Origin of the sequence: Clostridium estertheticum (genome assembly GCF_018861295.1) — a bacterium.
Taxonomy (GTDB): domain Bacteria; phylum Bacillota; class Clostridia; order Clostridiales; family Clostridiaceae; genus Clostridium_AD; species Clostridium_AD estertheticum_D.
Genome location: NZ_JAHLDM010000044.1, coordinates 1 through 26,845, shown reverse-complemented (window position 1 = coordinate 26,845; position 26,845 = coordinate 1). Strand labels below are relative to the sequence as shown.

The 26,845-nt window shown below is 29.9% G+C and carries 28 protein-coding genes and 1 riboswitch; of the genes, 17 read left to right on the top strand and 11 right to left on the bottom strand.

From position 1 onward, the window contains the following. Positions 1-236 (bottom strand): ATP-binding cassette domain-containing protein (locus tag KPL54_RS24795; RefSeq protein WP_216109173.1); only part of this gene is annotated, 236 nt, incomplete at its 3' end. A gap of 354 nt (positions 237-590) precedes the next feature. Here KPL54_RS24795 and KPL54_RS24790 point away from each other — a divergent pair. The 3 genes from KPL54_RS24790 (at position 591) to nagB (ending at position 3,310) form a co-directional block, all read left to right on the top strand. Then, a complete protein-coding gene (locus KPL54_RS24790; protein ID WP_216109176.1) occupies positions 591-1,325 on the top strand; it encodes a GntR family transcriptional regulator in 735 nt (244 codons plus the stop codon). 63 nt (positions 1,326-1,388) lie between these two features. Continuing rightward, complete coding sequence (gene nagA / locus KPL54_RS24785) at positions 1,389-2,546, top strand: N-acetylglucosamine-6-phosphate deacetylase (RefSeq protein ID WP_216109175.1); 1,158 nt, start codon at positions 1,389-1,391, stop codon at positions 2,544-2,546. 38 nt (positions 2,547-2,584) lie between these two features. Beyond that, a complete protein-coding gene (nagB, locus tag KPL54_RS24780; protein ID WP_216109172.1) occupies positions 2,585-3,310 on the top strand; it encodes a glucosamine-6-phosphate deaminase in 726 nt (241 codons plus the stop codon). A 60-nt stretch (positions 3,311-3,370) separates the two neighbouring features. On the opposite strand, the gene KPL54_RS24775 is transcribed toward nagB, so the two are convergent. Together KPL54_RS24775 and KPL54_RS24770 are read right to left on the bottom strand one after the other, a co-directional pair. Then, positions 3,371-3,799: a CBS domain-containing protein gene (locus tag KPL54_RS24775; protein WP_216109171.1), complete on the bottom strand. Its 429-nt coding sequence runs from the start codon at positions 3,797-3,799 to the stop codon at positions 3,371-3,373. Positions 3,800-3,914: 115 nt separating this feature from the next. After that, the gene (locus tag KPL54_RS24770; RefSeq protein WP_216109170.1) at positions 3,915-5,264 is read right to left on the bottom strand and encodes an MATE family efflux transporter; all 1,350 of its coding nucleotides are present in this window, start codon (positions 5,262-5,264) and stop codon (positions 3,915-3,917) included. 293 nt (positions 5,265-5,557) lie between these two features. Between KPL54_RS24770 and KPL54_RS24765 the strand changes: the two genes are divergently transcribed. Beyond that, complete coding sequence (locus KPL54_RS24765; protein WP_216109169.1) at positions 5,558-7,474, top strand: BMP family ABC transporter substrate-binding protein; 1,917 nt, start codon at positions 5,558-5,560, stop codon at positions 7,472-7,474. A gap of 24 nt (positions 7,475-7,498) precedes the next feature. Beyond that, complete coding sequence (locus KPL54_RS24760) at positions 7,499-8,095, top strand: metallophosphoesterase family protein (protein WP_268037396.1); 597 nt, start codon at positions 7,499-7,501, stop codon at positions 8,093-8,095. A 63-nt stretch (positions 8,096-8,158) separates the two neighbouring features. Here KPL54_RS24760 and KPL54_RS24755 read toward each other — a convergent pair whose 3' ends face one another. Both KPL54_RS24755 and KPL54_RS24750 read right to left on the bottom strand, forming a co-directional pair. After that, the gene (locus KPL54_RS24755; RefSeq protein WP_216109168.1) at positions 8,159-9,061 is read right to left on the bottom strand and encodes a DMT family transporter; all 903 of its coding nucleotides are present in this window, start codon (positions 9,059-9,061) and stop codon (positions 8,159-8,161) included. Between the two features lie 62 nt (positions 9,062-9,123). After that, entirely contained in the window at positions 9,124-10,191 is a 1,068-nt protein-coding gene (locus KPL54_RS24750; RefSeq protein WP_216109167.1) for an HD-GYP domain-containing protein, read from the bottom strand. 362 nt (positions 10,192-10,553) lie between these two features. Here KPL54_RS24750 and KPL54_RS24745 point away from each other — a divergent pair, with 362 nt between their 5' ends. Further along, positions 10,554-11,711 carry a cysteine desulfurase family protein gene (locus KPL54_RS24745; RefSeq protein WP_216109166.1) on the top strand — a complete coding sequence of 386 codons (1,158 nt, stop codon included), beginning with the start codon at positions 10,554-10,556 and terminating at the stop codon, positions 11,709-11,711. 54 nt (positions 11,712-11,765) lie between these two features. Beyond that, the gene (thiI, locus tag KPL54_RS24740; RefSeq protein ID WP_216109165.1) at positions 11,766-12,908 is read left to right on the top strand and encodes a tRNA uracil 4-sulfurtransferase ThiI; all 1,143 of its coding nucleotides are present in this window, start codon (positions 11,766-11,768) and stop codon (positions 12,906-12,908) included. Positions 12,909-13,197: 289 nt separating this feature from the next. Here the strand turns inward: thiI and KPL54_RS24735 are convergent, their stop codons facing one another. Continuing rightward, positions 13,198-13,782, bottom strand: a complete 585-nt coding sequence (locus KPL54_RS24735; protein WP_216109164.1) for a phosphatase PAP2 family protein — start codon at positions 13,780-13,782, stop codon at positions 13,198-13,200. Positions 13,783-14,149: 367 nt separating this feature from the next. Here KPL54_RS24735 and KPL54_RS24730 point away from each other — a divergent pair, with 367 nt between their 5' ends. From KPL54_RS24730 to KPL54_RS24720, 3 genes are read left to right on the top strand one after another with little or no spacing between them, the layout of a single operon-like run. After that, entirely contained in the window at positions 14,150-15,685 is a 1,536-nt protein-coding gene (locus tag KPL54_RS24730; RefSeq protein ID WP_216109163.1) for a DUF4153 domain-containing protein, read from the top strand. A gap of 60 nt (positions 15,686-15,745) precedes the next feature. After that, entirely contained in the window at positions 15,746-16,168 is a 423-nt protein-coding gene (locus KPL54_RS24725) for a hypothetical protein (RefSeq protein WP_216109162.1), read from the top strand. After that, positions 16,165-16,575, top strand: a complete 411-nt coding sequence (locus KPL54_RS24720) for a ribosomal maturation YjgA family protein (RefSeq protein ID WP_216109161.1) — start codon at positions 16,165-16,167, stop codon at positions 16,573-16,575. Before KPL54_RS24725 ends, KPL54_RS24720 begins: the two co-directional genes overlap by 4 nt. Positions 16,576-16,717: 142 nt before the next feature. Here KPL54_RS24720 and KPL54_RS24715 read toward each other — a convergent pair whose 3' ends face one another. The 3 genes from KPL54_RS24715 to KPL54_RS24705 all read right to left on the bottom strand — a co-directional run bounded on the left by KPL54_RS24715 (position 16,718) and on the right by KPL54_RS24705 (position 19,021). Further along, positions 16,718-17,455, bottom strand: coding sequence for an amino acid ABC transporter ATP-binding protein (locus KPL54_RS24715; RefSeq protein ID WP_216109160.1), 738 nt, complete (start codon positions 17,453-17,455; stop codon positions 16,718-16,720). 33 nt (positions 17,456-17,488) lie between these two features. Continuing rightward, positions 17,489-18,130, bottom strand: a complete 642-nt coding sequence (locus tag KPL54_RS24710) for an amino acid ABC transporter permease (protein ID WP_216109159.1) — start codon at positions 18,128-18,130, stop codon at positions 17,489-17,491. An 81-nt stretch (positions 18,131-18,211) separates the two neighbouring features. Then, positions 18,212-19,021 carry an amino acid ABC transporter substrate-binding protein gene (locus KPL54_RS24705; RefSeq protein ID WP_216109158.1) on the bottom strand — a complete coding sequence of 270 codons (810 nt, stop codon included), beginning with the start codon at positions 19,019-19,021 and terminating at the stop codon, positions 18,212-18,214. Positions 19,022-19,198: 177 nt separating this feature from the next. Between KPL54_RS24705 and KPL54_RS26670 the strand changes: the two genes are divergently transcribed. The 7 genes from KPL54_RS26670 to KPL54_RS24675 all read left to right on the top strand — a co-directional run bounded on the left by KPL54_RS26670 (position 19,199) and on the right by KPL54_RS24675 (position 25,174). Continuing rightward, the gene (locus KPL54_RS26670; RefSeq protein WP_268037401.1) at positions 19,199-19,327 is read left to right on the top strand and encodes a hypothetical protein; all 129 of its coding nucleotides are present in this window, start codon (positions 19,199-19,201) and stop codon (positions 19,325-19,327) included. 57 nt (positions 19,328-19,384) lie between these two features. Then, positions 19,385-19,498: riboswitch (FMN riboswitch) on the top strand. A 277-nt stretch (positions 19,499-19,775) separates the two neighbouring features. Further along, positions 19,776-20,870 (top strand): bifunctional diaminohydroxyphosphoribosylaminopyrimidine deaminase/5-amino-6-(5-phosphoribosylamino)uracil reductase RibD, encoded by a 1,095-nt coding sequence (ribD, locus tag KPL54_RS24700; RefSeq protein WP_216109157.1) that lies wholly within the window; start codon positions 19,776-19,778, stop codon positions 20,868-20,870. Between the two features lie 34 nt (positions 20,871-20,904). Continuing rightward, a complete protein-coding gene (locus KPL54_RS24695) occupies positions 20,905-21,555 on the top strand; it encodes a riboflavin synthase (RefSeq protein ID WP_216109156.1) in 651 nt (216 codons plus the stop codon). 82 nt (positions 21,556-21,637) lie between these two features. Next, a complete protein-coding gene (locus KPL54_RS24690; RefSeq protein WP_216109155.1) occupies positions 21,638-22,831 on the top strand; it encodes a bifunctional 3,4-dihydroxy-2-butanone-4-phosphate synthase/GTP cyclohydrolase II in 1,194 nt (397 codons plus the stop codon). An 84-nt stretch (positions 22,832-22,915) separates the two neighbouring features. Continuing rightward, positions 22,916-23,377 carry a 6,7-dimethyl-8-ribityllumazine synthase gene (ribH, locus tag KPL54_RS24685; RefSeq protein WP_216109154.1) on the top strand — a complete coding sequence of 154 codons (462 nt, stop codon included), beginning with the start codon at positions 22,916-22,918 and terminating at the stop codon, positions 23,375-23,377. Positions 23,378-24,232: 855 nt separating this feature from the next. Further along, entirely contained in the window at positions 24,233-24,469 is a 237-nt protein-coding gene (locus KPL54_RS24680) for a hypothetical protein (RefSeq protein ID WP_253203773.1), read from the top strand. 228 nt (positions 24,470-24,697) lie between these two features. Then, positions 24,698-25,174 carry a hypothetical protein gene (locus KPL54_RS24675; protein WP_216109153.1) on the top strand — a complete coding sequence of 159 codons (477 nt, stop codon included), beginning with the start codon at positions 24,698-24,700 and terminating at the stop codon, positions 25,172-25,174. A 69-nt stretch (positions 25,175-25,243) separates the two neighbouring features. Here the strand turns inward: KPL54_RS24675 and KPL54_RS24670 are convergent, their stop codons facing one another. Next, complete coding sequence (locus KPL54_RS24670) at positions 25,244-25,972, bottom strand: HAD-IB family hydrolase (RefSeq protein WP_216109152.1); 729 nt, start codon at positions 25,970-25,972, stop codon at positions 25,244-25,246. A 65-nt stretch (positions 25,973-26,037) separates the two neighbouring features. Continuing rightward, positions 26,038-26,619, bottom strand: coding sequence for a 5-formyltetrahydrofolate cyclo-ligase (locus tag KPL54_RS24665; RefSeq protein ID WP_216109151.1), 582 nt, complete (start codon positions 26,617-26,619; stop codon positions 26,038-26,040). Positions 26,620-26,845: the final 226 nt, after the last annotated feature.

The window sequence follows — 26,845 nt, the reverse complement described above, 5'->3', positions numbered from 1 at the left end:
ATATTAGAAAGATCATTCCTGCTCCAAGCATGATCCTCAAAAATAATTTCTCCTGATGTTGGATGAAGCATTCCTGTAATCATTTTTAATAAAGTTGATTTTCCTGCCCCATTTGGTCCAAGCAATCCATATACAGAATTTTTCTCGATGGATAATGAAATGTTGTTTACTGCACACTGCTTTTTAAAAGTCTTGCAAAGATTTTTTGTTTGTAAAATGTAATTATTTTTATTCATATTTATCACCCTTTCATTTAATATACTTTTCTAATAATAGGTAATTATAAGTATTCTATAAAGCGATTAAAAATAAATACCTCTCGTTAGCATTAATTGTTTTGAATGTATTTTATACTCTTAGTATACAAAGAATCAAAATACACCGCCATTGCTTCGGCTTACATTTTGATCTTTCACCTTACATTTTTGTAATACCACAATAACTATTCCGTTTTATATTTCCATTAATGTTAAAATAAAAATCTTGCATTAATAGTAGATTTGAAATATAATTGGTATATACAACATAACAACATAACAACATGTCAACTAGTGTTATGTAAATAAATTTAGTTGTAAGTGAGGAGGAAAATTTTGAAAAAAGTTTCGAAGGATAATCCTATACCACTTCATTACCAAATAAAAGAAATATTACAAGAAATGATTGAAAATGAAGTATTAAAGCCTGGAGATTCAATTCCAACAGAAAGAGAATTATGCAAAGTACAAGGTGTTAGTAGAATGACAGTTAATAAGGCTATTATGTCTCTTGTAAATGAGGGACTTATTTATAGGCAACAGGGCAAAGGGACGTTTGTGTCTATTGCAAAGGTTAATCGTGAGATTTCACTGCTTAAAGGTTTTAGTGAGCAAATGCAGGACAATGGTATAATATCAAAAACTAAAATATTATCTTTTGATATTATAGATGCAACAAAGCAATGTATGCTTGAACTTAAAATGCCAGAAAATGAGAATAAAATTATTGAAATTAAAAGATTGAGGTTTGCAGATCAGCAACCGGTAGCAATTGAAACAGCATGGCTTCCGTATTGCTTATTTGATGGAATGACAAGGGATATGGTAGAGGGGAAATCACTGTTTAGTATATTTCGTGAAAAATATGGATACTATCCTTATAAGGCTAAGCAAATAATTGAACCTATAATGCTTAACGAATATGACAGCGAGCTCCTAAATCAAGATAAATATGCTTTGGCGTTAACATTTAGGAGAACCACATATTTAGAAAATGGAACCCCAATCGAATATACCAAAGCAATATATAGAAGTGATAAGTATAAATATCAAATAACATTAAAATAAGTATTAAGTAAAGCAAAAATTATAATAATAAAAAAGACTAAAATATTTGATGGGGTGATTAATATTAAAGCTATAATTAATGGAAAAATTATTATGAAAGATAGAATTATTTATAATAGCGTAATAGTCTTTGATCTAAAAATTATTGGCATTATAGATAATGATAACTTTCATCAATATAAAGAAGAGTGCAGGGAAGAAATAAATGTGATAGATGCTAAGGGGAGATTCGTATCACCAGGTTTTATTGATATTCATATTCATGGCAGTGGTGGTTATGATACTATGGATGCTACAAAGAAGGCCCTTAAAATTATAGGTAATACCATAGCTGAAAATGGAGTAACTGGCTATTTGCCTACTACAATGACTATGGATGATGCTAGCATATATAAAGCGTTAGATGTTGTTCGAGAAGAAATGGGAATAGAGACTAGGGGAGCAAAAATTCTAGGAGTACATGTGGAGGGACCTTTTATAAATGAAAAGTATAAAGGGGCTCAAAAGGCAAATAATATTATAAAGCCTGATTATGATATTATAAAGGATTATTTAGATATTATTAAAATTATAACACTTGCACCTGAAAAAGATATAGATCATAGTTTTATAAAAAAAGTCAAAGAGAATTCTAAAATTACATTATCAGTAGGTCACTCTGACGCAAGTTTTGAGGAAACTATGAAAGCAATTGATGATGGAATATCACATGCGACGCATATTTTTAATGCAATGACTCCATTTAATCACAGAAAACCAGGGATTGTAGGCGCAATTTTTACAAGTGATATATCCTGCGAGTTAATAGCAGATTTAATACATGTTCATCCTGCGATTTTTAATATACTAATAAATCTTGTACACACGGATAGAATGGTTCTTATAACAGATTCTATGAGAGCCGGATGTATTAAGAGTGGCGTATCTGAGCTTGGAGGACAAAAGGTAATAGTTAAAAATGGAGCTGCAAGACTTGAGGATGGAACACTTGCAGGTAGTGTTTTGACTCTAAACAAGGCAATACTCAATATGCTTCGTAACAGTGATTTAGAAATTTACGATGTTGTTGCAATGGCAACACATAATCCAGCAAAGGTAATTAATATGGATAACAAAAAGGGAAGTTTAGAAATTGGGTATGATGCGGATATAGCAATTTTTAATGATGATATAGATGTGTCTTTTACAATAGTTGAAGGAAAAATAGTGTACGAAGCTTAAAAGTAAGATTTTGAGTAATATTATAAGGTGGTGCCAATATGAGAATAATAGTTGTAGATAATTATGAGGAAATGAGTAAAAGAGCGGCTTTAATGATAACAAGTCAGGTTACGTTAAAGCCAGATAGTGTAATAGGTCTTGCGACTGGAGATACTCCTTTAGGTATGTATGAGGAATTAGTTAGGCTGTATAACAAAAAAGAAGTGGATTTTAAAGAGGTTAGAACTTTTAACTTAGATGAATATTATGGACTTGACCCGGAAAATCCACAAAGTTATTATAGCTTTATGAACAAGAATCTATTTGATAAGGTAGATATAAGTAAAAATAATGTTAATATGCCTGATGGCATGGTTAAGGATGTAAATGATTTTTGTTTGCTATACGAAAATAAAATTAAAACACTTGGTGGCATAGATATGCAAGTTTTAGGTATAGGTGGAAATGGACACATCGGGTTTAATGAACCAAATGTAAATTTTGAAGCGCAGACGCATTTAGTAAATCTTAATGAACAAACAATAGAAGCTAATTCTAGGTTTTTTAAGTCAATAGAGGATGTTCCAGTAAAAGCGATAAGCATGGGTATAAAGACAATAATGAACTCTAAAAAAATAATTCTACTTGCAAATGGATTAAATAAAGCTGAAGCTATAGCAAAAGCAGTTAATGGAAAAATTAATCCGAGTATTCCTGCTTCAATTCTTCAACTTCACAATGATGTAACTATTATTATAGACAAAGAAGCAGCAAGCTTACTATAAAATTAAAACACCCACTCTAGCCATTTGTGCAAGAGTAGGTGTTTTGTTTATTATTATGGATTAAATCAAATTTTTAAATTCATCGTTTTCGTATAATAAATCATAACAATAAGTTATTATAACACTTCTTTTAATTATTCCTATAAAAACACCATTATCATCTATAACGGGGACAAAGTTTTGATCTTTTGCTAGTGATATTAAACTCTCTATATTTGCATTAATTAATACTGATTTGTTTTTAACATGTCTTGGTATATCTCCAATTGTAATTTTATTTGTATCATTAAAACTTAAATCTGGAGTGTTCTTTAATTTCCATAATAAGTCACCTTCAGTTAAGGTACCTACATAGTGACCGGATTCATTTACTAAGGGCACAGAAGTATATCTATGGTACTCCATTCGTTCCAAAGCTTGTCTCATTGTAGAACTTGGTTTTTCATAAATAACTTCATTTTTAGGTGTAAGAAAGAAAGCTATGTTCATAGTTCAACCATCCTTTAAAGTTCTTTATTTGGGTTTATTAGTTATTTAATTATAACATGTTTTATAGTCCTATATATTAACAAAATATTAAATTATCTCCTGGGTGACTGCAATATTAATGTGAGGAGTTTGCCTGCAGTTTTATTACAGTTTTACTTTTCCATTTTCCTTTTTTAAATCTGATAAGGTAGAGCGTGCCACGAACTAACCAATCAACAATCATGCCTAACCATACACCTACAAGTCCAAATTTTAATACAACACCTAGTAAATAACCTAAAGTAATTCTAAATAACCACATGCCTATAATTGAAGTTATCAGTGTATATTTAACATCGCCTGCACCTTTCAGCCCTGCAGGAAGCACAAATGATATAGACCATAAGGGGATACATGCTGAGTTTACTATAAGGACGGTTGAGGCTAAGTGTATTATTTCCTTATTAGTAATAAATAGTGATGTTACTTTTCCTGCAAATGGTATGAATATTAATGCTATAGCAATTAAAGCAAAAGTCGATAGTTTTGTAATATATGCGAGATCACTTCCTGCCTCTTTACTTTCTCCTCTTCCCATATGGTTTCCAACAAGAGCGGTTGCTGCAATACATAGTGAATTTCCTGGAACATTAAGCATAGTTGCAACTGAGCCAGCAATAGCGTTTGCGGCAACTGCTATAGTTCCCATATCTACTATATAAATTTGAGTGATTAACTTTCCACCATTAAAAAGTAGCGACTCTATACTTGCAGGTATTCCAATGCCAAATATGAGTTTTAATAATGATTTATCAAATTTGAACCCTTTTACATTTGTAAGCTTTAAAATCTTTGAACCACGTAAAAGTACAAATAAGATAATAATGCCTCCACTAACCCTAGCAATGGCGATGCCAAGGGCAGCTCCCATTATTCCCATATGTAGTATATTTATAAAAGTGTACGTTAAGATTACGTTTATAATATTCATAAAAATACTGATCTTCATAGGAGTTTTTGTGTCTCCGGCTCCACGCAGAAGTCCATTTGATATCAAATCAATTGTTATTAGTGGATAAGTAAGTAAAGTTATGCCTAAATATGTATGGGCATTACTTATTACTTTAGGGTCGGCTGAGCCAAATAACATTCCAATTAAAGGACCTTGGAATATAAACATTATAATAGTTATAACAAAAGTAATTATAAGTCCAGAAAAAAGAGCTTGCTGCATTGCAGCATTAGCCTTTTTTATATTTCCTTGTCCAATAAATTGAGCTATAACGACCATGCCCCCAATTGCGAGAGCTGAAAAGAATGCTATAAAAATATTATTTACTGAATCTACCATTCCAATTGCAGAAACTGCTTCTGCTCCTATATGCCCTGCCATCATAGTATTTATCATACCAAGCGAAATAACAAATAATTGTTCTGTTATTATTGGTATTGCTAAATTAAATACATCTTTTCGTATCCATTTCACGTAAACGCCTTCTTATCAAATTTTAAGTTTATTAATTTAATCTATGTTTTATAGCACAGTATCTCAAATTATATTAAATATGTACATCTATATTATAACATTATAATTCTTTCAATTCATATATTAATGAACTTTTATAAAATAGTTAACTTAGGATAACACAATATATTTATATATATAGCTATTTTATATTTTAATTAATGGTAAAAATTTTTTTAATATACTATAATATATACAATAATGAATTATTGTGGTAATAGTTATTAAGAGTCAAAAAGTAGGGGAGTGAGTGTATGATGAATTTTTCATCTGTTGATGAGTATAAAAAAGCAAATAGATTAGCTAAAGCTAAATATAGTGCAGACATATTAAGAGGAAACTCAGGACATATATCATCATTAGATAGTATTTTAAAGAAAATAGACATAGTAGCAGAAATACCCTTGGGCTTAAAAAATATTCCACTAAAAAAGATAATAGGAACTTATTTCTATACAAGAAGTAGAGATTTTGCAAATAACTTTCTTCCTCTAGCTAGTATTTCTAGTGAGTTTGCTTCGAAATGGGAGGCTGTGTATGCTTATCATATTAAGGATGGAATAGATGACCCTATAAAAATATATGAGTATATGAATGAATTCTATGTTATGGAAGGAAATAAGCGTGTAAGTATACTTAAATATGTAGATGCTTATTCAATAGATGGAGAGGTTACTCGGCTAGTTCCTAAAAGGGATGAAAATGATTTAAATAATATAATATATTACGAATTTTTAGAATTTAATAATAAGACAGGCATAAATGACATTTGGTTTTCAAAGGAAGGTAGTTTTACTCTACTCGGTAAGTATTTAGATGAATATAAGCCAAAGCTTTATTTATTTTCAAATAAATATAAGCATTTTATAAAAAATGTGTATTTCCCTTTTAGGAACACATTTTATGAATTAGGGGGAGATAAACTAGATATTACTACTGGAGACGCGTTTTTAGAATATGTAAAAATTTATGGCATTTCAAATGAATTCATAGAAACAAAAAGAAAAGTAAGAGTTGAGAAGTTTTTATCCGAGCTTAGGATACTTACAAAAAATAATGCTGTTGATATTCAAACTGAGCCATTTGATGTCCATAAGAAAAATGTTATAACATCAATTACAAATCTAGTGACGACCTCTAAAAAATTAAAGGTAGCTTTTGTTTTTGAAAAAACTATTGATACATCAGGTTGGACTTATGTCCATAACTTAGGAAGAATATATGCACAGCAACAATTGGGTAGTGAAATAGAAACTTTTGTTATAGATAATTTTAATGATACTGATGATGAGGATGGTTATGAAAGGCTAAGTAAATTGTGTGAAGAGGATTATGATATTATATTTACTACATGTCCATCTTATCTTAATATAACTCTTAGAGCGGCCCTTAAGTACGACAATATTAAGTTCTTTAACTGTTCTCCAGTAAAAGCATACAGAAATGTAAGTACTTACTTTGGGAGGTCTCATGAACCAAGATTTTTACTCGGGCTTATAGCAGGCGCTATTACTAAATCAAACATAATAGGATATATAGATACTTATAATGAAACAGAGATTATAACAGGAATCAATGCTTTTGCACTTGGTGTTAAAACTGTAAATTCTAATGCAAAGGTTTTAATTTCATGGCTTAATCAAAGTGGAGATGTAAGTCATTCAAAACAATTAATGCAAGAACTTCAAAGTCGTGGAGCGGACCTCATAATGCAAAATGATCTAATAGCTTTAGGTAAAGGCTCAAGAGATTTTGGGCTATACTCATTAAAATATAATGAGAATGAGACAAAATGGATACCAGAGGTAAATTATGCTTTAATTACATGGGATTGGGGTCAGTTTTATGAGAAAATACTTAGAAATATCGTAAATGGTAGTTTTAAGGGAATTTTTAGCACTGAGTCTAAACGTGTAAGCTTTTGGTGGGGTATGGACTCGGAACTTGTGGATATTATATATTCTAAGCATAATGTTCCAATTCAAACTCAAAAATTAGTAGATATAATGCGAGAGATGATTATTGAAAATAAATTTCATACTTTTGCTGGGCCAATATTCGATAGGTCAGGTCAAATTAGAATAGATGATGGTGACATAGGAAATTATGAGGATATGTTATATATGGAATGGTTTGTAGATAATGTTGTTGGTGAAATTCCAAAGAATTGAACAAAATATTCGAAAGATAAGTAGGTGTTTAAAATTAAGGTTTTATTAGTTTCAGATGTTGAAGATGATTATATTTGGGAACATTTTGATCATGAGAGATTTAAAGATATTGAAATTGTAATTTCTTGTGGAGATTTAAAAGCAGATTATTTAGAATTTTTAGCTGATATGATTAAAGCTCCTATATTTTATGTTAATGGTAATCATGATGGATCTTTCCTGGAAAAACCACCAGGTGGATGTATACCTATTGATGATAAGGTAATAGTGTATAAAAATATTAGAATACTAGGACTTGGTGGATCAATTGCCTATAATAAAGGACCTTTTCAATATACGGAAAGGGCAATGCAAAAAAGAATTTCAAAATTAAAAATGTGTTTATGGAGAAAAAAAGGATTTGATATATTAGTAACACATTCACCAGCAAAAGGCATGGGAGATGGAGAAGACCCTTGCCACACAGGATTTGAAACATTTATAAATATCTTAGATAAATATTCTCCAAAATATTTTTTCTATGGTCATCAGCATTTGGACTATGGGAAAAAAGACAGGGTAAGGATGTATAATAATACTACGGTTATAAATGCGTTTAGATATCATATTATTGAAATATAAGAAGTCTAAGGGGTTTGTAATTAATAGCCACCTGCTTGTATAAGCTGGTGGCTATTAATTACATCACATGTTAGTTCTTTCTATTTTTTTGAATTTTAAGAAATTCCATTTAGTCTCAGTTGTTATAATTGCAAGGAATATAGTTAAACATCCGAGTATCATTTTTGATGTAAATATTTCATGAAGCATTACAACAGATAAAATACAACCAAAAACTGATTCTAAACATAAAATAATAGCAGTATGGGTAGAAGTGGTATATTTTTGCGCTACATTTTGTACAATAAATGCAAGCATTGTACTAAAAATTCCTAAATAGATAAGTGCGAACATTGTACCTGAGTTTATTGAATGTGGCATTGGTTCAAATATTAAAGCTGCAATAATTGAGAATAGGGCGCAGGCACCTAACTGTATTATCACAAGTAAAATAACATCAACCTTCCTTGCAAAAAAACCAACGGAAACAATGTGAGCCGCGTAAAAGACTGCACATAATAATGTTAAGCCATCCCCTAGGCCAATATGTATACCGGAATCTATGGTAAGCATCCCTATACCAATAAAACATAGAAAAGCAGATATTAGTGAAAAAGCATCTGGTCTTTTCTTACTAATTATCCAATAAAGAAAGGGGACAATAACTACATTAGTTCCAGTTAAAAAAGCATTTTTACCAGCTGTTGTATATTTCATACCAATAGTTTGAGCGGCAAAGCCTAAAAATAGAAGAACCCCAACTATAGTTCCAATAAATAGATAGTTTTTAGTAATATATTTAATCTTTTTTCTGAAAACTAATAACATGATTAGCACTGAAATACTAAAACGTATTGCCATTATATAAAAAGGGGAAACACTATCTAAAGCCCCTTTTACAGCTATAAAGCCACCACCCCAAATAAGTGCCACTATTAGCAAAGACATATCAGCGAGGATACTCTTTTCCTTTAAAACATTTTTCATAGTTATCACTCCTTTAAAAAATGCTCAATGATTGAATCTAGCATTTTTAATGCGGTTATATCCTAAGGTACGAGATCTGTAATAAATAAGTCTTTTTCATTTTTTAAATCTATAAAAATCGAATCTACTGATATAAGAGGACTAGAAATATTATTTATATCTGTTTTTACTATTTTACCAATACGATTATCGCTAAGTTTCACCATCTCTCCTGTATAGTAATTTAACATTTGTTTTATAAAAGTAGTTAGATAATTATAATCTAGTGTAGCCATGCATTCATATTGCATTATTTCTAATACTTTAAAGGGGTTTTGTTTTTTACTATAGACTTTGTCTGATGTCATAGCATCGAATGTATCGGTAATTGCGATTATCTTTGCAAAAATATTAATTCTATCCTTTTTTAAATGAAGAGGATATCCTGAACCATCTAAACGCTCGTGATGCATAAGTACAGCGAGACTTACGGATTCGTCTAAATAAGGAATAGTGCGCACAAGCTCATAAGAGTAAACTGAATGCTTTTTTATTTCCTCAAATTCTAATTTTGTCAGTTTTGAGGGTTTATTTAATATTTTTTGGTTAACTTTTACCTTGCCGATATCGTGAAGAAAGGCTGCATATGTCAAAAGCGTTAAATCTTTTTGAGGTAAGTTAAGCCATTTACCTAATATAGAACTTAAAAAAGCAACATTTACGCAATGCCGAGTTAGGTACTCATCTATATTTCTAGAATTTGTTATACTTTTTAAAATAGAAATGTAATCATTATTCTTATCTAAAATTTCTTTAGACATAATTCTTATTTCTGTTAAGTCCAATTTGGAGTTTCCATCGATGTTATTTAAAAACTTGTATATGTTATTTGAAAAATTATTTAATAAAATTTCAGTTTTATTTAAATTCTGTTCGTTTGAATCTTGAACACTTGGGGTTAGGATCTTTTCTTGATTTACATAAATATATATAGTGTTAGATGGGTAAAATTCAATTATCTTTTTAATCATAATAGCATTTAGTGTAGTTTTTTTTGCAACTAAGGTTAGTCCGTTTAACATTAAATTTTCAGCTAAAATCATATCTGGTTTTAGATCATAAATGCTTATTCTTTTAACATTTGTTATCATAAAGTTATCTCCTTTGTAGTTAATTTATATATTATGAATATTAAGTAAAGTAAGTATCATTTTATATTATCGTCTACCAATTTACATACTTTAGATATTGCATACGAAAGTAATTTATGATTAGCTTTTTAGTTATTGACCAGTACGGAAAATGCAAGCCCCTTCTATACCATTTTTTTGAAATATACTTTTATTTAAGGTAATTAGTGATTCTAATAGCTGTTTATTGATTACTTTATGTCTATATTTTGTAGCTACAACTAAATTATTTTATGATATAATCAAAGTATAGTTTTTAATACAGCTTCGCAGAAAATGGCTGTAGCTTCACATAAGATATTTAAGAGGAGAGAGATAAAAACATGGAAATATATTTAGATAACAGTGCAACAACTAAACCTTATGAGGAGGTTATTGAGACACTCGGGAGTACTATGAGAAATTATTATGGAAATCCATCTTCAGCACATAGTTTAGGGTTTAAGGCAGAGCAAAAACTTAGGGAGATGCGCTCGAGTATTGCTAAAAGTATAAATGCTAGTAGTGAGGAGATAATATTTACATCAGGAGGCAGTGAAAGTAATAACTTCCTTATAAAAGGGTTTGCTAAACCATCTTCGAATAAATTAAATGCTGATATAATAACTACTAAAATTGAACATCCAAGTATACTTAACACTTTTAAAGCCCTTGAAGATTCAGGAATAAAGGTTTCTTATATTGATGTAGATGATAGTGGTAGGATTGATATAGATGCTCTTATAGGAAGTGTAACTAAGGATACTCAAGTTGTTAGTGTAATGCATGTTAACAATGAAATAGGAGTAGTGCAGGATATTGAGTTAATTGGAAAATTAATTAAAGAAAAAAGTAATAGGGTTAAATTTCATGTAGATGCAGTACAAAGCTATGGGAAAATTCCTATTGATGTACAAAAGTCTAATATTGATTTATTATCTACAAGTGCGCATAAAATACACGGACCACGTGGGGTCGGATTTGCATATATAAAAAAGGGACTTATACCTACTAGCCTAATAAATGGTGGAGGTCAAGAAAAAAATTTAAGATCCGGTACAGAAAATCTTGCAGGTATTGCGGGTTTTAATGAGGCGGCACAGATAGTATTTAAAAATCAACATGAAAATTTTAATAAAGTTTTAGAGGTAAAGAAATATTTTATAGAAAAACTTAAAGAGGTAGATGGTGTTATAATCAATAGTCCACTAGAACCTTACTTTACACCTTATATTTTAAGTGTGACCTTTAAAGGTGTAAAAGGAGAGGTGCTTCTTCATGCATTAGAACAAAAGGGCATATATGTGTCTACAGGCTCTGCATGTTCAGCAAAAAGCCATAAAAGCAGTGAAATATTAAAAGCTATTGGCAGGACGGACGTTGAGCAAGTAGGAACTATAAGATTTAGTTTTTCCGAATACAATAATAAAGATGAAGTAGACTATGTTATAATCGAATTAAATAAGTCACTAAAGTTTTTAAGAAAAATGAATAAAAGATAAATCAGTTAATGATTAGATGAAAATACAATTATAAGAAACGAGGAGTGTCAAAAGATGAGAAAATTAATACTTGTAAAATTTGCGCCGGAGATATTTTTGAAGGGGCTCAATAGAGGTAAATTTGAAAAAAAACTTAAAGATAATATAAAAAATGTAATTAAAGGCTTAGAATACGAATTTGTTGAGGACCAAGGAAGATGGTTTATATACTCAGAGCAACTAGATACTATCATAAACAAGGTTAAAAATGTTTTTGGAGTAATGGAAGTATGTGAGGTTACGCAAGTTGAAGCTACACTTGAAGAAATTGAAAAGCAAGCAGTTTTAGAAATGGTAGATAGCCCAGCTAAAACATTTAAGGTAGAAACTAATAGAGCAAACAAAAGCTTTACCCCAGGGTCTATGGATGTAAGTAGAAAAGTAGGGGGATGCATATTAAAAAGTAATGAAAATGTAACTGTAGATGTACATAATCCAGAATGTGTTATAAATATTGAAATAAGAAAAATGGCATATATCTATTCAAAACGTATAAAGGGCGTGTGTGGATTACCTTATGGAATGAATGGTAGTACCATGCTTATGTTATCAGGAGGTATAGATTCACCTGTAGCAGGTTATATGATGGCAAGGCGTGGAGTAGAAGTGCATGCAGTTTATTATCATAGTCATCCGTATACTAGTGAGAGAGCAAAGGATAAGGTAAAGCAATTAACTAATATTTTAAAAGGATATACTGGAAAATTAACACTGTATGTAGTGCCATTTACTGAAATTCAAATGGAAATTATAGATAAATGCAGAGAAGATGAATTAACAATAATAATGAGAAGATTTATGATGAGGCTTGCATGTTCTCTTGCTGAAAAATATGGTATAAATTCAGTAACTACAGGGGAAAGCATTGGGCAAGTAGCTAGTCAAACTATGGAAGGTCTTGTAGTAAGTGATGATGTGGCTGATAGACCGGTGTTTAGACCATTAGTTGCTATGGATAAGATTGATATTATAGAGGTATCAAGAAAAATAGATACTTATGAAACCTCAATTCTACCTTATGAGGATTGTTGCACAATTTTTGTTCCAAAACATCCAAAAACAAAACCAAGATTAGTTGAGATAATTAAGTCAGAATCAGTTTTAGATATTGATAACCTTGTTGAAAAGGCAATAGCTGACATGGAAATTTACAAATAAATTTATTCATGTTAATCAATAAATTAAAAGTATTAAATCAAATATTATGTAAATAATATTAGAGGAAATACATTTTGAAAGGATGATTAACATGGCTAAAAAAGGTACAGAAAAAAGATCAGGTTCAAAAGATACAAAAGACAAAACTCAGAAAAAGAATCAAAAGGGAAATACAGTTAAGTGATGAATGGTATAAAAAATTAAAGATGTGATTGCAAAAAAAATAAGCTAACAAAATGATTTATCATTTTGTTAGCTTATTTTAGTTTATATTATTTATTGATTATATTTACATAAATTTTGATTTGTTTTTAAACATTTTAAGTCTAAAAGTAAAATGTTTATCTAAATATTTATTTACACCTTTTTTCATACAAAAATTATAAGTAGTAATAGAGATATAGGACCATATTAGGGCAATAACCCATCCGCCAAGAACATCTGTTGGATAGTGATCACCAACATAAACCCTGCTAATTCCAACAAGAATTAAATAGAGAAGTAAAAAACCACTAATTAAATATGCAAATTTTTTATTTTTCATTCGTTTAAGTATAAAGTAAATAAAAACAATACCTATAGCTGTAGAAATAGAGGAATGGCCACTAGGGAAACTATATCCATGAGCTTCAATTAATTGTATTCCAACGGGCCTAGGTCTTTTTATTATGTTTTTAAGCACTAAGTTGGTAAAACCAGTAACTCCAATATTAAATACACAACAAATGGCTTCAAGTTTATTATTGTAAAGATATAATACAATAAAAACCAATGCGCTTATAAAAACCTGGAAAGTAGGGTCTGAAGATTTTGAAATTAATATAAAAAATTGATTCAATCCCAAATTCATAGAATTCGCTAAATAATAAAGCATTTTATTTAATCATCCTCTCTATGGTACACTAAAAATTTATTTTATTAGAAATATTTAATTAATATATATTATATAAAACATACAAAATTATCAACATTCATAAGTATCAATTAACATTATATCAAAATCAACAATTAAAAGATAGACTTATATTGCTTGTACAGTAATTGAAAGATATTATTTATACTTTACAATTAGGGGGTTCTGAAAACACTGTTCTTTAATATATTTTTATTGAATAACAATAAAAATATATTGAAAAATAATCAATATAGTAGTATGATTGAAATTGTAAAAATATTAGTACAGGAAATATATTATATTAACATTTTATTAACAATAGTACTAAATTATGGAGGAGATTAAAATGGAGAGTAAGGATGTTAAAGATATTACTATAAAAGATAATATTAAATTATCAAAGGAAAAACAAAGGCAAGAAATTAGAATTATAGATTCGAAAATTAGCCTGAAAGAGAAAATATATACTATAGGTATAACAGTTATTTTAGCAATTATTTATGATGCTTTTTTTAATGGTAAAGAATATGGTCTTTCTATTGTGATTTTTTATATTATGTTTATGTGCTTTTTTTTATGGAGTATTAGGGAGAAGGTTTTATTTGAAAAAAATATTGGTTTAAATATAATTGTTCCTACATTACTGCTTACATTAAATTATGCTATTCATTCAAATAACATTTTAAACTATTTTAATGCAATTATGATATTGGTACTTATAACTCTAAGTACGGTATTAATTAGATATGATAATATAAAATGGAATTCTAAAATGATAATATTAAAATCACTAAGCAGAGTAATTGAAGCTATTCCAGAAAATGTTTTAAAACCTTTTATATTTGTTAAACGAAGTATAAATGTGAGAAATGCAGAAAAAAGATCTATGAACAGAAATATTTTAAGAGGACTAATTATTTCCATACCATTATTAATTGTTATTTTAATGTTATTAACGTCAGCAGATATGGTATTCAAGAATTATATAATAAATATTTCAAGTGTATTTGAGAATATAAAAGTATGGAAAATTATAAGTCATTTGTTAGTTGTTATTATGGTTTTCTTTATTATATTTTCATATATATGGAGCTTTAAATATAATGATGAAGAGAATGTCGATATTAAAAAAGATATTTTATGGGAACCTGTTACCGTATTAACAATTATTTTTATGATAAATATAGTGTATCTTTTATTTTCAATAGTTCAGTTTTCCTATCTTTACGGTGGGGCTAGTAACTTTCTTCCACTTAAATTCACATATTCACAGTATGCAAGAAAAGGATTCTTTGAGCTTTTTATTGTTACGATAATTAATTTTACAATATTACTCTGTAGTATGAAATTTATCAAAACTTATAACAAGGTTACAAATATAATATCTAATGTATTATTAACTTTACTTGTGGGCTTTACAATTAATATGTTATTTTCAGCTCATTTTAAGATGTCTTTATATGAACAAATTTATGGATTCACATATTTAAGGATTTTTGTGCATATATTTATGCTTATGTTGTTTATGTTATTTATAGTAGCGCTAATTGGTATTTGGAATAGAAAAATGAAACTAAATAAGGTTTTAATAGTAGTTGTTTTGATTATGTATGTCTTATTAAACTTTGTAAATGTGGATAAAATCATTGCTGGAAAGAATATAGATATATATTATAAAACTCAGAGGATAGATGTCCTTTATTTAGAAACTTTATCCTATGACGCTATTCCAGAAATAGTAAGACTTAAAAACGATCCTAATATTAAGCTAGCCAGTGAAGTTAATAATTATTTAAAAAATGTTCAGAAGGATTTATCACAAAAGCGTTCTTGGTATGAATTTAATTATTCTAAATTTAGGGCTGGAAAAGTTATAGAGTAAAAGGAGACAATGTAAATTGGAAAAAATAAGCAGGGATTTATTTAAGGGAGGTAGTAGAAATTGAAAAAAATAAAAGCAAATTTATTGGGTTTTTATGACTTAGTTTTAGCATTAGGTGCTATTTATATTGGAGGAATGATGATAAGTTCAAGCGGTGGAATGTTTACTGAGTATCCTAAAGAGTGGCTATCTAAAGTTCCTTTTGAAAATTGGATTTTTCCTGGTATTATCGCAATAGTATTATTTGGATTTGGAAATATTATAGCCGCAATCTTAAGTTTTAGAAAAGGTAATAGTAGGTTTTGGGTTGTCTCTGCTATAATGGGTGGATTATTATTTATGAGTATTATTTCCCAAGTAATAATTTTAGAAGAAACATTCTTAGCAACTGTGGAAATTATGGTTTTAAGTATAATTCAGTTATGTATTTGTGGATATGCATTTGCTGAATATAGAAAAAAACATAATAAGGTACAGGTATGACATACAAACGGGATAGGCTATTGTATGCGGGCATGACAATAATTGTAATTAGTTTAGGGTTATACTCTAGAAGGATGGCTAATGTCATACCGAATTATATGAATCTATATTTGGGTGATGCTCTATGGGCGTTAATGGTTTTTATTGCTTTAGGTTTTGTTTTTAGAGAGATGAAGACAAAGGTAGTTGCAATAATCGGAATATCATTTTGCTATCTTATTGAGATAAGCCAATTATATCATGCTAGCTTTATAGATAACATCAGAGAAACAACTTTAGGTGGATTGGTATTAGGGTATGTATTTTCATGGAGTGATTTCTTAGGATACGCTATAGGGATTTTAGTAGGCATAATTATTGATATTTTATGGGGTGTAATTCAAAAACATAAGGAAATGAAAATTTAAGCAGTTTTTGTACTTCTACGCCATCCATCTTAGAATAATTGCATAATAGTATGAACTCTCTCCGGAAGTGAATTGGAATTTCACGTTTCAATATCTTATTTCAATTCACGCAGGAGAAAGTTCATGGGTTACTCTTATTTTATTATAAATTTAGAAAATGTTTTATTCTTTCATTGTTAGGATTAGTAAATAAAACTTCCGGAGTGGAGTTTTCTAATACCTCTCCATTTTCCATAAATATAATTTTATCTGATATTTCTCTAGCAAATTGCATTTCGTGAGTAACTACTATTAAAGATATTTTATCCACTGCAAGAGACCTTATTACCTTTAATACTTCGCTTACAAGTTTAGGATCTAATGCTGAGGTTGGCTCATCAAATAGAATTAAATCAGGATTCATAGCAAGGCACCTAGCGATAGCAATTCTCTGCTTTTGACCACCAGAGAGGGTGCAAGGATAAGCATCAATTTTATCCAATAAATCAACTTTTACAAGTAGTTTTTTTGCAATTTCTATAGCGGCTTTTTTGTCTATATGATTTACTATAATAGGAGCTTCAATTATATTATCTAGCACAGTTTTGTGAGGAAATAAATTAAAGTTTTGAAATACCATTCCTATTTTTTTATAAGCATTAATAACTTCGACATTATTAAATTTCTCTTGAGCCTTGGCAATAGTAACACCATTGAAGTCTATAACTCCACTATCCATATGTTCAAGGGAGCTTATGCATCTAAGTAGTGTACTTTTTCCAGAACCAGAGGGGCCAATAATTGACATTACTTCGCCTTTTTTTAGATTTAGGGATACATTTTTTAAAACCTGGTTTTCACCGTAACTTTTATTTATATTAGATATCTTAAGAAAATCCATATTAGCACCATCCTTTATATGTCGCGGGCTTTTTTATTCGTAAACTGAATATTTTTTTTCAAGCTTTTTAAAAGCCATTACAACTACAGAAGTAAATATTAAATATATTATTGCGGCAATAATAAAAGGAGTAATTGTAAAATCGCGAGTTACAATTTCTCTAGCAGCTCTTAGTATATCTTGAAGTCCGATTGCAGCGAGTAAAGCAGTATCTTTTATTAGAGTAATTCCCTCGTTACACATAGGTGGAATTATTCGTTTAAAAGCTTGAGGTAGTATTATTTTTGTCATAGTTTGTCTATAACTCATGCCTAATACTTTTGCAGCCTCATATTGTCCTTTATCTATAGATTGAATGCCGGATCTAAATATTTCAGTAAAATAAGCTCCGTAATTCAAAGAAAAGGTAAGAGCGGCTGCAACAAAAGGAGAAAGTTTTATTCCGATAATGGGTAGTCCAAAATATGTGAAAAAAAGTTGAAGAAGTAATGGGGTACCCCTAAATAACCAAGTGTAGATGTCCACAACTTTGTTAAGTATTTTCAAACTAGAGACTTTAATTAATGCACCTAGTATTCCAAGAGGTATAGAAAATATTATTGTTGCAACATATACCTCAATTGTAAGGAGCCCCCCTTTTAGAATATAAGATGTAATGTCTATATAATTAGCCAAATATAACACTCCTTTAAAATAATCAATATTATTGTTAGTAACTCAAGCATCCTAAAGAAAGAATGCTTGAGTAGTAATTTATTATTTGTAAATAATGTCTTTACCAAACCATTTTTTTGAAATAGTATTGGAAGTTCCATCTTTCTTTATTGCCTCTAGTTGTTTATTTATTTCTGTAGTAAGAGCTGTATCATTTTTCCTGATCCCTACTCCATAATCTTCCACGCCTAGATTTTCATTAAGCACTTTATACATGCCAGGTTTTTTGCTAACATAGTATCTTCCGACTACCTCATCTACTACAACAGCATCGATACGCCCAGCGTTTAAATCGAGTAGTGCCTCTGTATTGTTTGAATATTTTTTAATTTCTTTTACTGATTTAGAAAGTGCGACATCCTTAGCAAGAGCAGTTTCACTGCTACTTCCAAGTTGTAGTCCTACAGTTTTATCAGTCAAAGAATTTTTTTTGGATATCGTTGATTTACTATTTACAATAATTATTTGTTTGTTTTGAACATATACTTTAGAAAAAGCAATTTGTTCTTTTCTTTTATCTGTTATGGTTAATCCATTCCATATAAGATCAATATCTTTATTGTTTAAACTCAATATAATGCCGTCCCATTCTACAGGTTTAAAGGTAACTTTAACACCCATTCGTTTGCCGACTTCTTTTGCCATGTCAATATCAAAACCTACTATTTGACCACTTTTATCTCTAAATCCCATTGGTGGAAAATTATCATCAAGACCAACTACTAGTTCTTTTTTAGCTTTTATATCTGTAAGTGAATTATCAGTTGTAGGGGTGTTTCCACAAGCAGTTAAAATAACAGTTGAAAGTATTGCCATCGTTAATAATTTAAATTTAATTTTCATTTTGAACACTCCTTTATGATTCCTATTAATATCATTTTACTTTATCACGTTAACTTTGTAAAGCAAAAATTGAAAATAGTTGTGTAAATATATATAATTGATTTTTTAAAAAATATATTAGAAAACCATTGTAGTATAAATCTTGCTTTAGGTGGAAAATATAAATGAAGAAAGGGAGTGTTTTTAATGACCGCAAAGCAAAAACTAACTAATGAACAATTATCTTCAGCAGGAATCAAGAGAACAGACAATGACAAAGATATGCGTACGAATGATATAAATAATAAAAATAATCAACTAAAAAACAATAAATAAATAAATATTTACTTGACACTAAAATAGCAAAGTGTTATTCTGAAATTGAAAATTGAATAGATCCTTCAGGGTAGGGTTAATTTCCCCACCGGCGGTATAGCCCGCGAGCCGAAAGGTAGATCTGGTAAAATTCCAGAGCCGACAGTAAAGTCTGGATGAGAGAAGGAGAACGATGATAAATATGAAAGATTTTTATTTATAAACTATATAATGTAGTTATAAAAACACTTTTGTATTTTAATTCTAATATATTTAGTAAGCAGCATTTTATGATGTTTAACTTGATATATAATTAGTTTATTAAGCCCTGAAAACATTGTTTTCAGGGCTTTTATTATTTTATATGTTTGCAGCTCAGTAGGAGATGATTTTGCTAAGTTATACATACTAAGAAAAGAAATATTTATGAAGAGAAATGTCATAATTATAGAATTAGGAAGGTGATAATTTGGATAGTTATTATATGAGCAGAGCACTTGAGTTATCTAAGAAAGCAGTAGGTTTTGTAAACCCTAATCCACTGGTTGGTGCAGTTATTGTAAAAGATAATAGAATAATTGGAGAAGGATATCATGAACATTTTGGCGGGCCACATGCGGAAGTTAACGCTTTTGAAAATGCCACAGAAGATGTAGAAGGTGCAACAATGTATGTAACACTAGAACCTTGTGCACACTATGGTAAAACACCACCTTGCGCAGAGGCTATTGTTAAAAATAAAATAGCTAAAGTTATAGTCGGGATGATAGATCCTAATCCACTAGTGGCAGGCAAAGGAGTAGAAATCCTTAGAAAAGCGGGTATAGAGGTTACTACAGGAATAATCGAGAATGAAATAAGAAAAACAAATGAAATATTTATAAAATATATAACAACGAAAAAACCATTTTGTATTATGAAAACTGCAATGACAATAGATGGTAAGATAGCAACTGCTATTGGGGATTCAAAGTGGATAAGTAATGAAAAATCTAGAGCATATGTGCATGAATTAAGGAATAGGGTAGCTGGAATTATGGTGGGAATAGGGACTGTTTTAAGTGACAATCCAGAGCTTACCACAAGAAGGGAAGGTAAGACTAGCACAAACCCAATAAGAATAATTATAGATAGCACAGCAAAAATACCATTAGATTCGAAGGTATTAAAGTGTGATGAAAAAACTAAAACTATTATAGTTACAACAAAATTTGCAAGTGATATTAAAATCTGCGCTATTAAACAAAAGGGCGCCGAAGTTATTATAACTCCAAGTGAAAATAAATGGGTAAATTTAAACTATTTAATGAAAGTATTTGGTGATAGGGGAATTGATAGCATCTTACTTGAGGGTGGAAGCACATTAAATTATTCTGCATTAGATGGGGGTATTATTGATAAAGTTATTACTTTTATTTCCCCTAAAATATTTGGAGGAACTTCGGGTAAAACTACAGTAGGTGGAAAAGGAATTGATTTTGTAAAAGATTCTATTTTGCTGCAAGATATTCAGGTATCTAGATTCAACGAAGACATTATGATAGAAGCTTACGTTAAAAAGTAAATCATTTATTAATAGATATAAGGGAGGTGAACGGATGTTTACAGGTTTAATTGAGGAAATTGGTAAGATAAAATCTATAGCAAAGGGGACTAAGTCTGCAAGAATTACTGTAGATGCATCAGAAATTATGAGTGGCATGAAAATTGGTGATAGTGTTTGCACTAATGGAGTGTGCCTTACTGTAACAGAATTTAATCAAAATAGCTTTAGCGTAGATGTAATGGCAGAGACCATGAGATGTAGTAATTTAGGAGGACTAAAACAAGGGTCATGCGTTAATTTAGAAAGGGCACTTAGGGCTAGCGATAGACTAGGAGGTCATATAGTAAGTGGTCATATTGATGGACTTGGAACCGTTGTAGATTTAACAATTGAGGAAAATGCCACATGGGTGTCAGTGGAAACTACAAGGGATATATTAAAATATATTGTACATAAAGGATCAATTGCGATTGATGGAATTAGTTTAACTGTAGCATATGTAGATGAAAATATTTTTAAAGTATCAATTATACCTCATACAAAGGGTGAAACTACTTTAGTAACTAAAAAAATAGGCGAAGTGGTTAATTTAGAAAGCGATATGATGGCGAAATATGTTGAAAAATTATTACAATATAGAGAAACTCCAAAAGAAAAGAAATCTATTGGTATGGATTTCCTTGAGAAAAATGGATTTGTATAAAATTTTATTAGGATAGAGATAGTTAATATTACAGTATTGAAAATGATAGCAGCATTGAAAATGATGAATAAGGGGTGGAGAAATGTATAAATTTAGTACTATTGAAGAGGCTTTAGAGGATATTAAAAATGGAAAAATGGTTGTTGTTGTAGATGATGAGGACAGAGAAAATGAAGGAGATATAATAATAGCTGCCGAAAAAGCTACTCAGGCAAATATAAACTTTATGGCAAAATATGCACGTGGACTTATATGCATGCCTATAGTTAAAGAAAGATTAGATAAACTTAATATAAATCCAATGGTTACAAATAATACAGATGTACATGGAACAGCTTTTTCTGTGTCAATAGATATTACAACTGCGACTACTGGTATTTCAGCAGCAGAAAGAGCAACTACTATATTAAAGGTAATAGACCCCGATTCAACTGCAAAAGATTTTAATAGCCCAGGTCATGTATTTCCACTAGCAGCTAAAAAGGGTGGAGTACTAGAGAGAGGGGGACATACAGAAGCAGCAGTGGATTTGGCAAGAATGGCTGGGTTATATCCTGCAGGTGTAATTTGTGAAATTATGAATGAAGATGGATCAATGGCTAGGGTTCCACAGCTTATGGAGTATGTAAAAATACATGATTTAAAGATAATTACTATAGTTGATCTAATTGCTTATAGAAGAAAAACTGAATGCCTTGTAGAAATGGTTACACAAGCAGAAATGCCAACTAGGTATGGGCAATTTACTATTTATGGATTTGTAAATAAGATAAATGGAGAACATCATGTAGCATTAGTTAAAGGGGATGTAAAAAGCAGTGAATCAGTACTTGTTAGGGTGCATTCTGAATGTCTTACTGGTGATGCATTAGGATCTATGAGATGTGATTGTGGGGAACAATATGATGCTGCAATGAAAGCAATCTCAAAAGAGGAGAATGGAATCATGCTTTACATGAGGCAAGAAGGACGTGGAATAGGACTAATAAATAAGTTAAGGGCATATAATCTTCAGGATAAAGGAATGGATACTGCAGAGGCGAATTTAGCTTTAGGATTCCCAGTTGATATGAGGGATTATGGAATTGGAACACAAATATTGGAACTTTTAGGTGCTACAAAGATAAGACTTATGACTAATAATCCTAAGAAAATAACTGGTATTTCAGGTTATGGTATTGATATAGTTGAAAGAGTACCTATTGTTATGAATCATAATGAAAAAGATGAATTTTATTTAAGAACTAAAAAAGAAAAAATGGGCCATTTATATTAGGAGTTAAATAAATATAATATTAAAATAGGAAATAAGTTAAAACATAATATATAAAATAATAATAAATTAATCGGAGGAATAAAGATGAAAGTGTATGAAGGTAAATTAGTAGCACAAGGTTTGAAATTTGGAATTATAGTAGCAAGATTTAATGAATTTATAGGTGGGAAATTATTATCAGGAGCATTAGATGGCTTAAAACGTCATGGCGTAGAGGAAGAAGAAGTTGAAATTGCATGGGTTCCTGGTGCTTTTGAAATTCCTTTAGTTGCAAAAAAAATGGCTAAGTCTGGTAAGTATGATGCTGTAATATGTTTAGGAGCAGTAATAAGGGGAGCAACTTCTCATTATGAATATGTATCTGGTGAGGTTACTAAGGGTATTGCAAGTGTAACACTTGAGACAGGCGTTCCAGTTATTTTTGGTGTACTTACTACTGAAAATATTGAGCAGGCTATTGAAAGAGCTGGAACTAAGGCAGGTAACAAAGGTTATGATGCTGCAGTAACTGCAATAGAAATGGCGAATTTATTAAAAGAAATATAGTAAATAAGGGGTGAAAGCCCTCAGGCATGCCTTGCAAACGAAATTAGAAACAAGAAATTTTGTTAAGAAATTTTAATCTTTTGAAAATGTAAAATCCCTAACACTCACATTCGGCGTCCTGCCTCAGGTTCGCTAGCCTGCCGTCCTGGCAGGCTTACGGGGATTTTATATTTTCAAAAGAAGAATTACTAAATAAAATTTAATAGTTACTTCATTTCTATTGCAAGTCATTTCTGAGAAATTACATATTAATATTGATGTATTTCTTTTATGGTCATAAGAGGTTTATACTCGCAAAACAAGAATTTCTAAAATCAATTTTAATAGCTTATACGTTTCACATTGCAAGTCTTTTGGAGAAATTTAATACTAAATTTTCAGTCACGGTTTTTATCTCTGGTAGGTTCACGAGGATTTTACATTCGTAGAAGAAGAATTACTAAATCAAAATTTCAATAGTTACTATTTAGATGTGATTTTATTAGTCATCTAAAAGATTCTTAGGTTCATATAACAATTAATAATTGTTATGTGCCCCTAAGTTTTTTTACTTTAGAGAAGTAATTCATATATATTTTTGCAGAAGTTTAGCACATGAAGTTTTTTAAGGCGGTAGCCTGTTGATATGTAATAGTTTATTGGTGATTAACAAGAAAACTATAAATTCCGATTTTTATTGGAAATTACAGTCAAGAAATTTGCAAAATAAAAGCATCCTTTTTATAATAGTTTTGCGAAAACAAAAAAAGGATGCTGATAAAATGGGCAAAAGTTATTTAAAGTAATTACTCACTTATATTAATAAGGTATAGCATATAGGTGAAAAAATCAATACATTAGAGGATAAAAAATAAGGTGTTTAGAACTGGTACTTTAGACGGATTAAAAATAGTGGCTATAGATGGTGTGGAGCTGTTTGAGAGTGCTAAAAAGTGTTGTGAAAATTGTTTTTCACGTGCTCATAAGAATGGAGTTACTCATTATTTCCATAGGACAGTAGTATGTGTAACCGTAGGTTCTGATCCACATATTATTTTAGGGCAAGAAATGCTTGAACCTAAAAAAGATGGTTCAGTGTATAAGAAGTTTTAGAAAGAAGCGTATGCTTCAAATAGACATTATTGAAGATATAAGGTATGAAAGATTTATGATAGAAGATAATTGGGATAACCCGCTATTTGTGAAGACCTAATCCAATATTAAAACTGGAAATTTGATGCTAAACTTCTGTATTTTTGTTAAATAATTGAATGATTATAGTGATATGCTGTATGATTAGATAAGGTTACTCGAAAATACAAAATTTAGGGGGATGTTATTTTGAAAAAGAGGTATACACTTATTGTAATTAGTGCTTGGTTAGTTTTTTTACTTGCTGCATGTGCGAAACAAGAAAGTAAACAAATGGTAACGCCATTTGAGAATATTCCAATATCAGCAGCTAAAAGTATTGAATTTTCCAATTACACTATACGAAGTGAAAATAAAGAATTAGGTAGGACAAAAACAGTTACAAAAAAACAAGATATGGAAAGTATAGTGAAGTATATTAAGAATCTAAGTTGTAAAAAAGGTACTCAAGAAACAAATGGTGGCGATTACTCGATTCGCTTAAGAGATGGCACGGGTAAATATATATATTCAATTCAAGTATCTAAAAATCAGATTTGTTTGTATGAAAGGGGTACAGATACTGCTATATCTGTGTACGACTATAAAGACACAAAACTTATTAATGAAATGGAGAGAGTATACAAGGATATAAATTATAAAGAGATATTTATTATAAAAAAATAACTTATGAATTAAGAGAAGTCATTTAGCTTCTCTTAAAAATTGTAATCTTAGGGCATTATAAGGAAAAATTTATATGTGGATATGTTCTGGAAGCAGCCTATAAACAACATCTTTCCTTTCTACCATTATATTAATCTTTTCTTTTAACTCATTATTGTCTAAAATTTTTATTAGAAGTTCTTTGGTAGGATTTACAGCTACAGGGTGACGAATTAAGTTTAACATTGTGAAATCTCCTGAAGTATCTCCATAAGCATAACTTTTATTCAAATCAATATTATATTTATCCACAAAGTATTCTATTGAAGTTTTTTTACTAACGCTGTCCCACATAGGAACAATGCCACCAGTATACATATTATGTTCGTTCAATTCATATTTTGTTCCTACGTAATCATCAAATCCATATTTTATAGACATTTCACGTACAAGCTCGATGGGACTACCTGATATGGTGATAATTATATGGCCTTGACTCTTATGCCATTTAATTCTATCACGAGTATAGGTATAAACCCTGTCTCCTTTTTGTTTTATAATTTGACTAGCGATAAACTCAATTTGAGACCTATGAAGTCCAATTATAGCCTCTGTATAAATATCAGCCATTTTAAGTAGGTAATTATCATAATTTCCTATTCGTTTATCCCATTTAACATAATAGGGTTTTACTTCTTTGTACCATTTATCATTTTCTATTAGTTCGCTTTTAATTAATTTTTTGAATACCTCTGTCATTAAACTTTCCCTATAAAGGGTGCCATCAATATCAAAAAAAGCAGCTATTTTTTTTCCCAAAGGATCACCTCCAACATCAGTATAATAAAATATAGTAATTATGTTACAAGACTGTTTATAATTTTCTATTTTAAAGATATTATTCTTTTTTCGGTTATTATGAAATTGAGTGGCACATCATACTCATCAGTTGGAACTTTATCAATTATTTGATAGTCATAAGATATACCAATAGTAATCGTGTTCTTTGCTTTCATAGATAGAAATCTATCATAATAGCCAGCACCGAAACCAATTCTATTGCAATCTTCGTCAAATACTACACCAGGAACTATTATTAAATCTATATTTTCAATATTTGTCTTCATTAATATATCACATTTTGGCTCCATAACACCAAAGGTAGATTTAGTAAGATCAGTTGTAAGGTTATTTATTATAAAAGGTACTATTTTATGACTGGATTTTATGCAATATGGTGCAATCACCGTTTTATTATTGTTAAGGCACCAGGTAGCCAGTTTGTATGTATCCACCTCATTATTAAAACTTATGTACAACATTATGTTTTTACAATTTATAAATTGCGGTAATCCAATAATTGTGTCCATAATTTTTTTGCTAAAGTTACACGCATTCTGCTTCGGCATATTTTTTCTTATAATAAGCATGCTTTTTCTTAAATTATTCTTAAGGTTATCATCCATAAGTGCCTCCCAGAAATTAGTACATTATATATAGAAAACTTGTACTTCAAAAGTACTTAAATACTGTAAATTTTTTATTAGTATAACACATGTTTTTTATATATGCAATTTATAACATCTTAAGGCATTAAAAGGTATGATCCGTTTATGATAATGTCTTACTATACCGTTTTTGATTATGTCCCAAACAAACAAAAATATAGTGTAGAATTATCTCATAAGAATT

Excerpts from the sequence above, each read along its gene's own strand:
- nagB (WP_216109172.1), top strand. The coding sequence starts at position 2,585 with ATGAGAATAATAGTTGTAGATAATTATGAGGAAATGAGTAAAAGAGCG.
- KPL54_RS24775 (WP_216109171.1), bottom strand. The coding sequence starts at position 3,799 with ATGAACATAGCTTTCTTTCTTACACCTAAAAATGAAGTTATTTATGAA.
- KPL54_RS24765 (WP_216109169.1), top strand. The coding sequence starts at position 5,558 with ATGATGAATTTTTCATCTGTTGATGAGTATAAAAAAGCAAATAGATTA.
- KPL54_RS24755 (WP_216109168.1), bottom strand. The coding sequence starts at position 9,061 with ATGAAAAATGTTTTAAAGGAAAAGAGTATCCTCGCTGATATGTCTTTG.
- KPL54_RS24750 (WP_216109167.1), bottom strand. The coding sequence starts at position 10,191 with ATGATAACAAATGTTAAAAGAATAAGCATTTATGATCTAAAACCAGAT.
- KPL54_RS24745 (WP_216109166.1), top strand. The coding sequence starts at position 10,554 with ATGGAAATATATTTAGATAACAGTGCAACAACTAAACCTTATGAGGAG.
- thiI (WP_216109165.1), top strand. The coding sequence starts at position 11,766 with ATGAGAAAATTAATACTTGTAAAATTTGCGCCGGAGATATTTTTGAAG.
- KPL54_RS24735 (WP_216109164.1), bottom strand. The coding sequence starts at position 13,782 with ATGCTTTATTATTTAGCGAATTCTATGAATTTGGGATTGAATCAATTT.
- KPL54_RS24730 (WP_216109163.1), top strand. The coding sequence starts at position 14,150 with ATGGAGAGTAAGGATGTTAAAGATATTACTATAAAAGATAATATTAAA.
- KPL54_RS24720 (WP_216109161.1), top strand. The coding sequence starts at position 16,165 with ATGACATACAAACGGGATAGGCTATTGTATGCGGGCATGACAATAATT.
- KPL54_RS24715 (WP_216109160.1), bottom strand. The coding sequence starts at position 17,455 with ATGGATTTTCTTAAGATATCTAATATAAATAAAAGTTACGGTGAAAAC.
- KPL54_RS26670 (WP_268037401.1), top strand. The coding sequence starts at position 19,199 with ATGACCGCAAAGCAAAAACTAACTAATGAACAATTATCTTCAGCAGGA.
- KPL54_RS24695 (WP_216109156.1), top strand. The coding sequence starts at position 20,905 with ATGTTTACAGGTTTAATTGAGGAAATTGGTAAGATAAAATCTATAGCA.
- KPL54_RS24690 (WP_216109155.1), top strand. The coding sequence starts at position 21,638 with ATGTATAAATTTAGTACTATTGAAGAGGCTTTAGAGGATATTAAAAAT.
- ribH (WP_216109154.1), top strand. The coding sequence starts at position 22,916 with ATGAAAGTGTATGAAGGTAAATTAGTAGCACAAGGTTTGAAATTTGGA.
- KPL54_RS24665 (WP_216109151.1), bottom strand. The coding sequence starts at position 26,619 with ATGGATGATAACCTTAAGAATAATTTAAGAAAAAGCATGCTTATTATA.